Below are 14,381 nucleotides of genomic sequence, written 5' to 3'. Positions count from 1 at the left end.
TGCGCAACACCCATAACAAGTATCGTTTACAGGCGCATACCAATAACAATCACTACAACAGCCACAACTGCAATATAAGGAAGTGGTGAACGCCAGAAAGACAAAGTAGGCCTCGACACTTGCTGTGGGCTAGCTGCCTGTGGCTGGGAATGATGCTTTGCCTCTTGTTCAAGATAACGCTTATACTGCCAATAACAAAACCCGGTCACCATAACGAAAACGATAATCGCCACTGGCATACTAAAGCCATCGTAAATCCAAGCAGCATAAAAATAGACCGCTACGTAAAGCGCGCCACTCATCAAGAAAAAGTATTTCATGTCGTCTCCAATACTAAAATGGTCAGAGTAAAATTCAAATATCGTTTCGTTAGGGGGTGGAGCATAAACACATTATATCGACCTTGCAACTGAGCTATGGCCGGTAGCATTTTTTACTTGTAAATAGCGAGGCAAAGGCTTCTTTGATGTTATCAATTGAATTATCAATTTTTCCATACGCATGTGGCAGTTGCCCGCGACAAAATAAATTCTTGATCGCCCAAGTGATCAGTCCACCACAAACGGCAACAGTGATACCGGCTGCTGAATATTTTAAAAAATTTCGCTTATTCATTGTCTTAACTTCCACTCAAACAAAACCTGCTACAGACGGCCAGCATATGACACTTTGAATTATTCTACTAACAAAGAATCAAGCGCAATGTATTCCCTGCTGTGCGGCTATTGCAGCTTAACTAAACGCGTTTTTTAGTAGTGTCGTCAATATCCCTTGTTCAATTCACATCTAAACTGTGCTAATTTTTAAACTGTCTTTTTATCTCATGGTTACATATGCGCCGAATCATCTTTATTTCATTATTGTTATTTTCTGTCCAAGCGGCAGCTGTAGATCTTCCTAATTTTGCTTCTGGTCCGCTTATCAATGAATATGGCAAGCATACTGCCGCACCCTCCACTAGCGTTGGCGAATCTTCAAAGTTCAAAATCGCCTTTGATGTTGCAAAGGGCGCTGAAGCTGGTGAAGTCAATCGTCAGTTTGATAGCCTCGCTCGCTTTATAAACATGCATGTTGCTGCCGGCGTGCCGAAAGAAAATATTGAACTTGCCCTCATCGTGCATGGACGTGCATCAATGGACTTGCTTGATAATGTGACTTATCAAAAGGTGCATAGCAAAGACAATCCTAACATTGAGTTACTTAATATTTTAATGAAAAACCAGGTACAAGTTTTACTTTGCGGACAAACCGCTGGCGCATATGAAATAAGACCTGAACAGCTAGTAGAGGGCGTAATAGTGGAGCTGTCTGCAATGACCGCTCATGCTTTGTTGCAGCAACAGGGCTATACTGTCAACCCGTTTTAACTAATGCATATGCTCACGTCTTTGTAAGCCATTTATCAACATTACATAATGGCACCTGCGTCAGCATATTCCGAGCCACTTACTCCAAGTGAAAACAATGCCTGCGGCGCTTCTTTTTAGGTGCTACGCCAGCCGGTGTTAAGCTAAATGACAAATTGGCATTTAGCACACAGTTTGAAGCCAAAGTCTGGGTCTCTGATAAAACCAATCAGGCATAAATTCTAATAAAACTAGAGGTAAATATGTCACAAGTAACACTTATGGTGCTGTATCCACAGCCAAGCGATCCCGTTAAATTTGAACAGGATTACCAAGCTCATTTAGCGCTTTTTCATAGCAAGATGGATATTCCAAGCGATCAGAAACCCTACAAGGTAACCAAAATGATGCCTGGAGCGGATGGTTTAGGACCTTACTATCAAATGTTTAGCTTTGTATTTCCATCTTTAGAAGTCCTACAAGGAACGCTATCAAGTGCGCCAATGCAAATCGTCGCGGCCGACGCCAACCGCATCTCTTCAGGCGGTGCGCCGGTAATGATTATCGGCACTGAGAGCTAATGCGATCCACTAAATTTCCTATTGACGAAGAAACCAAGTTTAACTGGCGTATTTTAAATAAACTTTGGCCATACCTTGCAGAATTCAAAGGCCGAGTTTGGCTCGCACTGAGCTGTTTAGTTGCCGCTAAAATCGCCAGTGTTACCCTGCCCTTTATCCTCAAGCACATTGTCGACAATCTCAACCTTGATACCGCCAAAGAGCAGATCATGGGCGTGATCATCGCACTGATCATCGCATACGGCGCACTGCGTCTAGCCAACGTACTGTTTGGTGAGATCCGTGACACCTTATTTGGTCGTGTTACCGAAAGGGCCATGCGTCGCCTCGGCTTAACTGTATTTCAACATTTACATCGCCTCGATTTAGACTTTCATTTGTCGCGCCAAACCGGCGGGCTTTCACGTGATATGGAGCGCGGCACCAGCGGCATCAGCTTTTTAATGCGCTTTATGATATTCAATATTGGGCCTACGCTGCTCGAAATTTCGATGGTTGTGGGTATTTTGTTGTATAACTACGGGTTTACGTTTGCAACGGTGATTTTGTCATCGGTCGTTATATACGTTTTCTTTTCTATGCGCGCAACCGATTGGCGCACCAAGTTTGTAAAAGAGCTCAACAAAGCAGACAACCAGTCAAATACGCGCGCCATCGACAGTCTGTTAAACTTTGAGACCGTTAAATACTTCAACAACGAACGCTTTGAGGCAGAGCGCTACGATGTTGGACTTGAGGCGTGGGAAATTGCTCGCCGTAAAAATCGTTTATCGTTATTTGCACTAAACGGTGGCCAAGCCTTTATTATTGCCTTTGCCATGACCTCTATGCTTGCGCTAGCCGCTTTTGAAGTGGCCCAAGGCAATATGACCATCGGTGATTTTGTGCTAGTAAACGCGTTTACCATGCAAATCTTTATGCCGCTCAACTTTTTAGGGTTTGTGTATCGCGAAATTCGCGGCTCTCTTACCAACATCGAAAACCTATTTATGCTTTTAGACAGAGCGCCGCAAATTCAAGATACTGAAACTAGCGAAGCGCTTAAAGTACCAAAGGGCGAGGTTCGGTTTGAAAACGTATGCTTCGGCTATAACGAAAAACGCCAGATTTTAAACGGCATCAGCTTTACTATCGCCGCCGGCAGTAAGGTGGCGGTTGTAGGCGAAAGCGGCTCGGGTAAGTCGACTCTTGTAAAGCTGCTATTTAGATTTTATGACTTAGACAAGGGCAGCATTTTAATTGATGGCCAAAATATCGCAGGGGTGACACAAGATTCACTGAGAGCTCATATTGGCATAGTGCCCCAAGACACCGTTTTGTTTAACGATACACTGTATGAAAATATTCGTTATGGCAGGCCTGATGCAAACGAAGACGATATCGCAGCAGCGATTAAGTTGGCTCATTTAGATGCGTTTATTGAAAAGTTACCTGACGGTACCGACACTCAAGTAGGTGAGCGTGGCTTGAAGTTATCGGGCGGAGAAAAGCAGCGCGTTGCCATCGCCAGAGCGATTCTAAAACGCCCGCCAATTATGGTCTTTGATGAAGCAACGTCGTCGCTTGATTCACAATCTGAGCGGAGTATTTTAAGCGCCCTTAAAGAACTCGCCCAAGGCCATACCAGCTTGATGATTGCTCATAGACTCTCAACCATTGTCGATGCAGACCAAATTTTAGTGATGCATCAAGGACAAATTGTAGAAGCAGGCTCACATGAAAGTTTGCTCAGCACCGATGGTCATTATGCAAACTTGTGGCGGGCCCAGCAGAAAAAATCGATATCTTAAGACCCAATACACTTAATGGGTGTTCACTGGCAGCTTAGACCGTCAATTTCACCAAGCTGCATTTTTAGGTCTTTTTCAGATGATCTGAGTGTTGATGGATTGCCATCAAGAGTCGACACCGTGGAAATTACTTCACTAAGTTGTTTACACACAATATTGACAAGATTTTCATCCAGTTTAGCGATAAAGCCCTTACTTAACTGTTCGCTTGAAATGTCTTTTCTTGCCAGCAAAGCGGAACTTGCAGCTAATTTAAATTCGCCAAATAATGCCTGCGCCTGTGCCAATAAATCTTGCCTTTTTGCATCATCAGAGCTACTTAATGCAGCCTGTTCAACATTCAACTTTGTGACTTTTTCGCTGCTGCTATCGAGAGCTGAAAAAATTGGAATAAAGGCTAAAAAGCTGCAGTTAACCTCCATACCGACGCGATTTTCTGGCACCCTGCATAAATCTTGACCGGGCTTTGCATAATCGGTAGTCATTTCCAAACCAGACTGCCAAGCAGCCGTCGCCGCTATGCGATAGAAAGCGATTTTATTCTTTGGATTGTCTTCTTCATTGCCCCTAGCAAAAGTTTCATTAGCAAGATCTTTTAAGGCAACATTAATATTATCGAGCAAGGCTACGCTAGCCATAGAGCCTGCAGCTTGTTGAGCTTGCTCTTTTGCAAAGTAATGATTGGATAGCGCTTGGTTTGCTTCACTAATTTTTAAGGCATTGCAGCCACCAAGCGAAATTAAAACGATAAGCAGCAATAAGCGTTTACTATGGTGTTTCATTATTCTTGTCCCGTTAATAATTCAAGTACGAAGGCTTCAGTTAAGGGCGGAACGTCGATATCTGACATCAGCCGCATGAGTAAAATACGATAAATCGTCAAAAACTCCTTGCTACCAAATTCATTGTGCCTGTTTTGCATAAATTCATTGAGCTGCGCCATCAACGCTCTGATTGTCGACAGTTTTTGTTTGGCAACGGTAACTTTACCAGACGTAGCGCTTATTAATATAGTAATCGCTTCGCTCAACACCTCTCCAAATAAGACCGATTTAAAACCCTGAGATGCCTCAAAATCGGCTGCAGACTCAATCATCATTGTGATAAGTTGACCTGCCAGCACATCGTTTGGGTTCTGAGGGTCTAAATCAAACAAGCGCATAGGGTTTGTGGCAGCCTCTTTGGCAGCGACTTTGGCGATTTTTAACCAATTATCTGCGCTTAATAGCAATTTTTTATCCGCCAGCATGGCATGACTGATTGCAACAATTAGGCCTGAATACTTTCGCTCACCATTGCGCACAATCATAGAGGGAGACTTGCCTATGTGGGTAAAGATAATCTCACCGTACGCTAGCAACTGCGCCTCTGCAAAGACTGACTTTAAAGCACCTTCCTTGCCAACCGCTGGAATAAGGCTATCTATCATATTGCGCATCAGAGCGACGGCGGTTTGCTCCCAGGCTGAGTCATTGTCTGCAAATTTTGCAATATTTTTGCTTAAGGCCGACATAGACATTTTCGCCAAATCAACCCCTAACTGCTGATCAAATGGGTATTCAGCCTCACTAAGTAAGCTAGCCATGTCGGTAAACAAACCTTCGATAAGTTGGCTTTTGGCACTGCCGTCATTTTCAAAAAATAAGGCGGGTTGCCCAGCAACAAGATCCAAGCTGACTTTGTAAAGACTCAATAAGCCTTGCTTAGTAAACTGTTGCGTAATGCCGATATTTTTTGCGTTTATGAATAAAGCTTTAGTAACGGCGCCCAGCGCTTTGTCAGTCGCAAACGCTTTGCCTAAGAATGCACTTTGATGCTCAGCCATTGTATTTAACAAGGCGCTAGCCGCTTCTTCCATCAGTACCTTTTGTAGCATATCAAATTCAATGACATCAATGTCACTGCTCATTGGAAATGCTTCACTCAAGGGCGCAATTGTTGATTCGATAAGGGCAACTATATGTTCTTCATCAGCAATCCAATCGGCATGTTTTGAGATAGTTTCAAAGCCTGCTCGTAAAAACACACCGGTAAGTTGTTCTCGAATCGTATCTTTTGGCCCCAAATTGCCATCGTTTGGTAGCTTATCGGACAGGGTCTTTGCATAAGCTGAAATAAGTTTTGCGCCGTTACCACCGCCAATGATGCCAGTATTGTTACCAACATACTCCAAGGCGATATCTGAGCCAGCAATAGCTATTTTTGCAATTGCACTTAGTGGCTCATTACCGTTACTCCAAGTTTTAACTAAACTTGCCGCTGGCCCCGCGGTACTGGCCATAAACGTGGTGCCGCGCTCAGCCTCAAGCATAGTAGCTGCTATCATCAATGCATCAAGGGAGGCTTTATCCTTTTTAGGGCGAGATATTCCATCATCGGTGCTCAGCCAATACTTAGAATAGGGCGCGTTGTCACCCACAACGTATCCAATGTTTATATCTTTATTGAAAAAATTGTCGATTTGCGCGGGAATATTTAACTGGATTTGTTTCAGCTTTGGAAACAGAACGTCATCGCTGCGAGCAGATTCTTCAAAGGCATTTTTGCCCGTCTGCCCTAAGCGAATAAGTGAATTAATGGCAAAAATGGTGAGTTCTACAGACACGATGATATTGCTCCCTTATTACTTGACCGCCAATATGAGGCGCGCAAACGCAAACCATCGGCGAAATTAGCACAACACGTTTGTGTGCAATAAACGAAAGGTGAATCGCATAGAACAAGATGCAATTTTGAAGCGAGTGGGCTGAGCAAGAAAAGATTGGTATTACCTTTGAAGCGCGGCGCACCATTGATAATAGCGCCGAAGGGTAGTCTTGATTCAAGCCACTGCATAAAATGTCCTTTTTATTGCAACTTACTCGAATACACATCTAACGCGGATGCATAACTTCATCGAACTGGAATATCACTTTTTATTCATTACCCAACGACCATACAATGCTGATGTAAGCTGAGTCAATGCAATTATTGCGGGTTTTTATCTTTCGCAGGAAGCTGAAACAAAAAAAGGCGACTGATTTCAGTCGCCTTTTGAAACAATTTATAAAGCTAAAATTTACAGATACCGCTAGCTTTTAGTTTGCTTTAAATGGTCAGCAACTAAAAATGCCATCTCTAACACTTGATCGGCATTTAATCGAGGGTCGCACTGAGTTTTATAGGCTTGTGCTAAGTCATCATCACTAATTTGATATGCCCCACCGGTGCATTCGGTCACGTGCTGTCCGGTCATTTCTAAGTGAATACCACCAGCATGTGTCCCTTCGGCTGCATGTACATCAAAAAACTGCTTAATTTCTTTTAAAATGGCATCAAAATTACGCGTTTTAAATCCGCTAGATGCTTTAAACGTATTGCCGTGCATCGGATCTGAACTCCACACTACTTTACGGCCTTCTTGTTTCACTCTGCGTAGCAAGCGCGGTAGGTTTTCAGCCAAGTTATCGGCACCCATGCGCGTAATCAAGGTTAAACGCCCTGATTGGTTATCTGGATTAAGCGCGTCAATCAGCTCAATAAGCTCATCTTCTTGCATACTTGGCCCTACTTTTACACCAATAGGATTGTGAATACCTTTAAAAAACTCGACGTGTGCATGGTCGAGCTGACGGGTGCGCTCGCCTATCCAGAGCATGTGTGCAGAACAGTTATATGGCAGGTCGGTCAAGGTGTCGATACGAGTTAAAGACTGCTCATAGTTCAGCAGCAGTGCTTCGTGCGAGGTGTAGAGCGCCGTCTCATGCAGCGCTGCGGTGTTCGCGCTGTTTAAACCAATTACGTCCATAAAGCCCAGAGTATCTTGGATACGAGTGGCTAAGTCTTGATAGCGGTCTTTGAGTGGGTTGCTTTCTAAAAACGCCATGTTCCAGCGGTTTACTTGGTGTAAATCGGCCAAACCGCCCTGCGCGAATGCTCTTAACAGGTTTAATGTGGCTGCACTGCGATGATAAGCATCAAGCATGCGCGTTGGATTAGGCTCTCTGGCTTCAGAGGTAAACTCAAAGCTATTGATAATATCGCCACGATATGAAGGTAAGCTGACGCCGTTGATGGTTTCAAAGTCACCGGAGCGCGGTTTTGCATACTGGCCAGCCATTCTGGCAACCTTGGTGACTGGAGTTTGACCTGCAAAGGTCAACACCACTGCCATTTGTAATATTACCTTGAAAGTATCGCGTATTTTAGGTGCGTTAAACTCATCAAAAGACTCAGCACAATCGCCGCCCTGCAGCAAAAAACCATTGCCTTCGCATACATCGCCTAGCTGTTTAAAAAGTTGGCGCGTTTCGGCAGCAAACACTAAGGGTGGATAGCTGGCTATCTTTGCCTCAGCATCCTTAAGTGCACTTTGATCATTGTAGGTTGGTTGTTGCAGTATTGGCTTTTTGCGCCAGCTATCTATTGTCCATTGACTCACTTGTTTTCCTTACTCACCTTAGTTGTTAGCCAAGTGTTTGGGAATATCCACATACTTGGCCGAATTGAATGAATGCTAATTCAGAAACTTAGCAACGCGCAATAATAACATAATTGTTTTTTGATGATGTGCCTAATCGGGCATAATATATTGCATTTTTGTGGCTTGATCTTGCACCATTTTAAAGCGCTGTCCGTAAAGGCTTTGCATATTTTCAAGGGTCACTACTTGCTCGCGCGCTCCCGCTTGCACTACTTTACCCGCCTGAATTAAGCAGGCATGAGAACAATGCTGCATAGCTTGATTGATGTCATGATGGCTCATCACAACGGTGTTGCCGAGCTGCTGCAGCGCTTTTATCAGAGCAAGCGCATGCATTTGATGTCTAACGTCCATTTGCTGCAAGGGCTCATCGAGCAATACTAAGGCCTCGCCGTTCTTGATAGATGGCCACACTTGCATCAGATTTCGAGCAAGATGAACACGCTGCTTTTCGCCGCCAGAAAGAATATCGAATGACGAATCTAGTAGACTTGATATTTCTAGATGTTCTTCAACGAGCGCTGGAATGCCATTTATTTGCGTAAAAAAACTCAGCATTTCTTGTACGCTAATGCTGAATTCGGTTCGATACGACTGCGTAACTAAGCACCTACGAGCAGCTAATTGAGCTAAACTAACCTCAGACAGCAAACTATCTGCCAGTTTTATTGAGCCCGCATCTGGATTTTCCAAGGCTGCAGCAAGAGTGAGTAAGCTACTTTTCCCGGCACCATTTGACCCAAGCAGAGCCCACCATTGTCCGCATTCGATGTGTAGGTTGACATCAATTAAGCGCTTGCCCAAACAAACTGATTCAAATCTCAGCAAAAGGTATTTCCATCGGTAAATCGTACTGGTGCAGATAATGTTAGAAATATACCATTCAAGCAGATGGGCGCAAACAATGTGATGCTGAAAACTAAGCGTAAAATACAAAATAACGCCACGATGACTGAATGTTTTGCGTATGAAAGCAATGAGTTTGTAAGAAGTTTGAACCCGTCACTGAATATATGTCATTATTTGAGCATAGGCATCTAAAAAAATAAGAACACTATTTATGCAAAAGACAGATATCGGCATCTTATCAATCGACCAAGGCACTACCTCAAGTCGCGCTATCGTTTTTTTGAAAGACGGCACCAACATCGCCAGTGCACAGCAAGAGTTTACTCAATACTACCCAAACAATGGCTGGGTTGAGCACGATCCAGAAGAAATCTGGAGCACGACTTTATCGGTAAGCCAACAAGCTATTCAGATGGCCGCTGAAAAAGGCGTCAGTGTTGCCTGTATTGGTATTACAAATCAGCGTGAAACCACCTTGGTGTGGGATAAAACCACTGGCAAAGCGATTTATAATGCCATCGTGTGGCAAGATCGACGCACAGCTTCAGTCTGCGAGGGCTTAAAAGACCAGCTTGAGATGGTGCGCAGCAAAACAGGTCTTTTGCTGGATCCCTATTTTTCAGCCACAAAAATCAGTTGGATATTAGATGCAGTGCCCGGTGCGCGTCAACGAGCTGAAAAAGGTGAACTGGCCTTTGGTACAGTAGACTCATTTTTAGTCTGGCGACTAACTCAGGGCAAGTCTCATGTAACTGATGCCACCAATGCCTCACGCACTAACCTATACAACATCCATACGGGCAGTTGGGATCCAGAATTGTTAGCACTGTTTAAAGTGCCGATGCAAATGCTTCCTGAGGTTAAAAACTGCGCAGACAATTTTGGTGTGTGCTCAGCCGATTTACTCGGCGCTGAGATTCCCATCACTGGCATTGCAGGAGACCAACAGGCCGCGCTTTTTGGCCAATGTTGTTTTGCCGCTGGAGAGCTTAAGTCGACCTACGGCACCGGCTGTTTTGCGCTGTTAAATACCGGAACCAAAGCCGTTCACTCTGATCATAAACTACTAACTACCATTGGCTATCAACTCAATAACGAAACTACCTATGCCCTTGAAGGCGCGATCTTTACCGCTGGCGCAAACATTCAGTGGCTAAGAGATGGTATACGCGTGATAGAGCATGCAAAACAAACCAAAGCGTTGGCTGAAACCTTGTCTTATGATCACGGGGTATTTATGGTGCCGGGCTTTGCTGGTTTAGGCGCGCCGCATTGGGCCCCAAATGCTCGAGCCACTATATTTGGCATGACCCGCGATACCACCTCGGCTCACTTTGCTCGGGCAGGTCTAGAAGCTGTATGCTATCAAACGCACGACTTACTCAGCGCTATGCGCAACGATGGCATGTCATCAACAAATGTATGGGTAGACGGCGGCATGGTAGCTAACGATTGGTTGTGTCAATTTCTAGCAGACATTTTAGACGTTAATATTCAGCGGCCTAGCATCATGGAATCGACCGCTCTTGGTGCGGCCTACTTGGCAGGTTTACATATAGGTTTATACAAAGACTTAGCGGATATTGCCTCGCACAAGCATGTCGAAAAGCAATTTACACCCAACATCAATCAAGATATTCGCCAGAACCTATTAGTCAAATGGCAAAAAGCAGTAGATGCTACCCTTGCCTTTTCGAACTAAAAAACACCCAAACATATTAATGTTTGGGCATTTCAGAACCTATCTGGAATCAACTTTTTAGCGTAATTCTATCAACCCAGTTTATAATCATCGCACAGAGTATCAAAAAAGCACTAGGGATGAACGCCGCGACTTTATTGGTATTAATGAGGGCATTCAATGACCTGTCTCAGCCAATTTTTTTAAATGTCGATAACGTGGTCTCCCTCCCCTTGCTTCTCATTGTCTAGATTTCAGTACTAAAGCTTTGATTACTCCTTATATTAGAGGCATGCTCGACTCATATTCGCTGCACATTCAAGGAGAAAGAAAAAGCTCATAGCAATGATTGGATAATTTTATGAAAATTTAAAAATCTTACAAACTATGCTTAGATACAGCATACAAAAAACTATGCGATGGTAAATTAGGCTTGTGTCACAAATAGACACAATAGTTAAAAAATATTTTTGAAAAAATTAATATTATGGAGAATATTATGCAAGAAATAAGTATGAATGAAGCTAGTGATGTTAACGGCGGTGTACTCCCTATAGTAATTGGTGTTTTAGCGACCGACGCATTTGCCATCGGTTTTACTGTAGGTGCTATCACTGGATATGCAACTATGCACAGTTTATTTAAGATGAGATAAGGATGCCGAAATGAAAGAAATAGGAATGAATGAAATTGAACATGTTTCAGGCGGTGTTATACCGTTAGTAGCCGGAGCCGTTACCGTTGGTAAAGCACTTGGATATGGCTTTAGCATTGGTGTAGTGGCAGGTTCACTAGCCGCATTTTGGCGACTAAGATAACATAAACGCGGTTGATCTTTAGGATCAATCGCATCCTTTTTTATTGGAGCAAAAAAATGCGAAATAACGTTAATTACGATGTACTTATCTTAAGCTTGTGCGCGCTGTTTCTAATGATGTTTTCATTAGTGCTTTTTTTTCACTTTGAGGGTCCAGTTACCAGCCTCGCATTTGGATGTTTGAGTATTTATTTTGCCTTAGTTGCTTGGCGCAAAATAGCAAAAAGTAATAAGGTGCTTTTTAGTCTTTTAGGCATAATTGCGCTTGCGTTAGCCTTTGAAGTAGGGTTTTCAATGGCGTATCTGGTGGTGATTATTGTTATGTTTATTTGCATAACGCTCCCCCATCACTTTTTATCGCCACATAATAAATTGAGTGAGCATTCAGATTAAATGCGCCACCATCCAGATTTCAATTTTGACCGCTGTATTGATTAAGCTAGATTGCACACTTAAAAATAGCCGGCACTCAAACGCAATTATATAAATGAGTACTTATGCTGAGCGCCCTTTTACCATTACGTAAATAAACAACGGCGCTCCTATGCTCGCAGTAAGCATCGAAATAGGCAGGCTGATCTTGCTAAACTGCGCATTCACAATGGCACAAACGACCATTACTATAGCGCCTAAAATAGCTGCAATGGGCACAACTAGCTGATTATTATTGCCGTGCAAACGCCTAACAAAATGCGGAACCAATAGGCCTAAAAACGCAATCGAGCCCGCCACAGAAACGCTGACCCCAACCAACAGTGAGACTAACAGCAGTGCTTGAGTTTGAAACCTTTTTGTATTCACCCCTGCAAGAGTGGCGCATTGTTCTCCTAAATACAGCTGGTTAAGAGGCTTTAAACGGGTAAATAAGACAAGCAGGCTAACAATGACTATTGGCATACTGAAAGTTAAACTTTGCCAAGTTGTGTTGTTTAAACTGCCCATTAGCCAAAAGGTGAGGCTTTGTAATTGATTAGGACCCGCAACTAAAAACATCCAAGCAATAAGTGCACTACAAAGCGTCGAAATGGCTATCCCGGCTAAGATCACAGAGCTTACCGCCCCGCCCATCCACTTCGCCAACATAAAAATTAACAGACTACTGGCAAAAGCGCCGATAAAGCACAATATGGGTAAAGCATATGCGCTTGATGATAAGGCGTTAATGCCCAATACGGCCCCCGCAGAGGTTCCCGACAGCAAAATAAATGTTGCGGCCAGCAAAGATGCACCGCTGCTAATCCCAATGATCCCTGGGTCGGCCAAGGGGTTTCGTAAGAGCACCTGCAAACAGGCTGAAGCCCCGGCAATGGAGGTTCCAACCATAATTGCGGTGACTAACACGGGCAGCTTCAACTGCATTAATATATGGGATTCTAAGGGAGTGAATGAGAAAGCCGGCGGTATTAAATAAACAGCACTAAGAGTGAGTAAGGCTAAACAATAATAAGCAATAAGCCTGATGTTTTGGCGCAAGTTAGCGCGCCATTTTAAGCAGAAGACCTTCTGATGCTTCTTCAATAAGATCCAGCACCAGCTCAAAACCTTTTAAACCTGCGTAGTAAGGATCTGGGACTTCGTCAAATTCACTGTCGCAGTGAGATAAAAACAGACTTATTTTATGCTGATGTTCTTCAGGACATTTACGCTTTAAGGCCCTGACGTTGTCATGATCCATAGCTACAATCAAATCAAATTGCTCGTAGTCTTGGTCGCCAATTTTGCGGCATTTGAGGGTAGAAAGATCATAACCTCTAGAACTGGCAACCCCTTGAGAACGCTTATCCGGAGGAGTGCCATCGCGATAGCCGCTGGTTCCGGCTGAATCTATGGTAAGTTCTATACCGCTCTGAAGAGCCTTGTGTCTAAACACGCCCTCTGCGGTGGGGGAGCGGCAAATATTACCTAAGCAAACAAACAAAATCGAAGGTCTATTATTACTATCCACATTACGTCCTAGTACTGTTCTTTGCCGAAATTATATGCGATCGACCGCTAGGTTGCATCCGATTTATTGTGTTTAATTGCCTGCTCCGCTGCATCGTGTTCTTGTTCACGTTTTACCAGCAAAAACGTTAAAAACATTTTAGTCGGCAATGACATGATCATGCCCACCGCCACCAAACAGGCACTAATTACAATTCCTGTTACTCCCATATGCTCGATAGTCTCATTAAACATATGCGAATAGATGCCAAGTAATATCAAAGCGATACCGCAGAGCATGACAATTTTGAGAGTTCTGATAATGGTAGCATCTGACATTTCTTTACTTTTCATTTCATTCACTCCTAGGAGAGCGATGTTGGACATGCCAACAACGCTTTTGGCATACGGATGCATATGCGCATTAATTACATGCATTGCTTGATGCTTACAGCATAAGCTCATTTGTAAATACGCTTGTTGATATACATCATTAAACGATGTCATAAGCAAAGCCGATGGCATAAAAAGACCTGTAATGATGCGAATATACTGGTGATCTATAAATATAGACTTTGCCATCTAGAAGTGTGTATTTTTATCGAGGTAGGTTAAGCTTTCCGATTTGTCCGGCCATAGTAGAGTTTGATATTTCTTAATATAGTTTATTATTTTCCACGGGCAATGAAGCTTTAAGAATCTTTACTCAAATGGTCGAAAAGTGCCATGAGCCGACATATCAGCGTCTGATAATACTAACCTAAAATTGAAAGCGGCCATTTAAATTTTTGCATCGTGACTTTCCCCTCTCGAGGGCTTTGCAGCCGTTGAAGCAATTTAAGCGGTTAGTTGTAAAGGCCTCATCAAAAGTGATACAGTAAAACATCAATTTTAATGAGGTGGTATATGAGAACTACGGTTTCAATAGACGA

The 14,381-nt window shown here is 43.4% G+C and carries 16 protein-coding genes; 7 read left to right on the top strand and 9 right to left on the bottom strand.

Features of this window, described 5'->3' with window-relative positions; genetic code table 11:
* Positions 1–26: 26 nt before the first annotated feature.
* Positions 27–320 (bottom strand): hypothetical protein, encoded by a 294-nt coding sequence (locus tag AB9H30_RS16950; RefSeq protein WP_371195913.1) that lies wholly within the window; start codon positions 318–320, stop codon positions 27–29.
* 94 nt (positions 321–414) lie between these two features.
* Positions 415–615, bottom strand: a complete 201-nt coding sequence (locus AB9H30_RS16945) for a hypothetical protein (RefSeq protein ID WP_371195912.1) — start codon at positions 613–615, stop codon at positions 415–417.
* 218 nt (positions 616–833) lie between these two features.
* Between AB9H30_RS16945 and AB9H30_RS16940 the strand changes: the two genes are divergently transcribed.
* The 3 genes from AB9H30_RS16940 to AB9H30_RS16930 all read left to right on the top strand — a co-directional run bounded on the left by AB9H30_RS16940 (position 834) and on the right by AB9H30_RS16930 (position 3,717).
* Entirely contained in the window at positions 834–1,367 is a 534-nt protein-coding gene (locus tag AB9H30_RS16940) for a DsrE family protein (protein WP_371195911.1), read from the top strand.
* Between the two features lie 242 nt (positions 1,368–1,609).
* A complete protein-coding gene (locus AB9H30_RS16935) occupies positions 1,610–1,927 on the top strand; it encodes an EthD family reductase (RefSeq protein WP_371195910.1) in 318 nt (105 codons plus the stop codon).
* Positions 1,927–3,717, top strand: a complete 1,791-nt coding sequence (locus AB9H30_RS16930; protein ID WP_371195909.1) for an ABC transporter ATP-binding protein/permease — start codon at positions 1,927–1,929, stop codon at positions 3,715–3,717. The genes AB9H30_RS16935 and AB9H30_RS16930 overlap by 1 nt, the downstream gene beginning before the upstream one ends.
* 23 nt (positions 3,718–3,740) lie before the next feature.
* Here AB9H30_RS16930 and AB9H30_RS16925 read toward each other — a convergent pair whose 3' ends face one another.
* The 4 genes from AB9H30_RS16925 to AB9H30_RS16910 form a co-directional block, all read right to left on the bottom strand.
* Positions 3,741–4,499 carry a hypothetical protein gene (locus tag AB9H30_RS16925; RefSeq protein WP_371195908.1) on the bottom strand — a complete coding sequence of 253 codons (759 nt, stop codon included), beginning with the start codon at positions 4,497–4,499 and terminating at the stop codon, positions 3,741–3,743.
* On the bottom strand, positions 4,499–6,322 hold the full coding sequence (locus AB9H30_RS16920) for a hypothetical protein (RefSeq protein ID WP_371195907.1): 1,824 nt from the start codon (positions 6,320–6,322) through the stop codon (positions 4,499–4,501). Before AB9H30_RS16920 ends, AB9H30_RS16925 begins: the two co-directional genes overlap by 1 nt.
* A gap of 465 nt (positions 6,323–6,787) precedes the next feature.
* Positions 6,788–8,137 carry a class II 3-deoxy-7-phosphoheptulonate synthase gene (locus tag AB9H30_RS16915; RefSeq protein ID WP_371195906.1) on the bottom strand — a complete coding sequence of 450 codons (1,350 nt, stop codon included), beginning with the start codon at positions 8,135–8,137 and terminating at the stop codon, positions 6,788–6,790.
* Positions 8,138–8,269: 132 nt separating this feature from the next.
* Positions 8,270–9,007, bottom strand: a complete 738-nt coding sequence (locus AB9H30_RS16910; protein ID WP_371195905.1) for an ABC transporter ATP-binding protein — start codon at positions 9,005–9,007, stop codon at positions 8,270–8,272.
* 232 nt (positions 9,008–9,239) lie between these two features.
* Between AB9H30_RS16910 and glpK the strand changes: the two genes are divergently transcribed.
* From glpK to AB9H30_RS16890, 4 genes are all read left to right on the top strand, one after another.
* Entirely contained in the window at positions 9,240–10,730 is a 1,491-nt protein-coding gene (gene glpK / locus AB9H30_RS16905; protein ID WP_371195904.1) for a glycerol kinase GlpK, read from the top strand.
* A 478-nt stretch (positions 10,731–11,208) separates the two neighbouring features.
* Complete coding sequence (locus AB9H30_RS16900) at positions 11,209–11,364, top strand: class IIb bacteriocin, lactobin A/cerein 7B family (RefSeq protein ID WP_371195903.1); 156 nt, start codon at positions 11,209–11,211, stop codon at positions 11,362–11,364.
* Between the two features lie 10 nt (positions 11,365–11,374).
* Positions 11,375–11,527: a hypothetical protein gene (locus tag AB9H30_RS16895; protein WP_371195902.1), complete on the top strand. Its 153-nt coding sequence runs from the start codon at positions 11,375–11,377 to the stop codon at positions 11,525–11,527.
* A gap of 56 nt (positions 11,528–11,583) precedes the next feature.
* Positions 11,584–11,919: a hypothetical protein gene (locus tag AB9H30_RS16890; RefSeq protein ID WP_371195901.1), complete on the top strand. Its 336-nt coding sequence runs from the start codon at positions 11,584–11,586 to the stop codon at positions 11,917–11,919.
* Positions 11,920–12,021: 102 nt separating this feature from the next.
* Here AB9H30_RS16890 and AB9H30_RS16885 read toward each other — a convergent pair whose 3' ends face one another.
* The 3 genes from AB9H30_RS16885 to AB9H30_RS16875 are packed head-to-tail and all read right to left on the bottom strand — an operon-like array spanning position 12,022 to position 13,788.
* Positions 12,022–12,999 carry a FecCD family ABC transporter permease gene (locus tag AB9H30_RS16885; RefSeq protein WP_371195900.1) on the bottom strand — a complete coding sequence of 326 codons (978 nt, stop codon included), beginning with the start codon at positions 12,997–12,999 and terminating at the stop codon, positions 12,022–12,024.
* A gap of 1 nt (position 13,000) precedes the next feature.
* The gene (locus tag AB9H30_RS16880) at positions 13,001–13,471 is read right to left on the bottom strand and encodes a low molecular weight protein-tyrosine-phosphatase (protein WP_371195899.1); all 471 of its coding nucleotides are present in this window, start codon (positions 13,469–13,471) and stop codon (positions 13,001–13,003) included.
* 47 nt (positions 13,472–13,518) lie between these two features.
* Entirely contained in the window at positions 13,519–13,788 is a 270-nt protein-coding gene (locus AB9H30_RS16875) for a hypothetical protein (protein WP_371195971.1), read from the bottom strand.
* Positions 13,789–14,381 lie beyond the last annotated feature (593 nt).

The organism is Glaciecola sp. SC05, from assembly GCF_041380235.1.
In the GTDB taxonomy this organism is placed as follows: domain Bacteria; phylum Pseudomonadota; class Gammaproteobacteria; order Enterobacterales; family Alteromonadaceae; genus Glaciecola.
The sequence above is the reverse complement of the archived record's forward strand: the minus strand, read 5'-3'. Positions and strand labels throughout refer to the sequence as shown.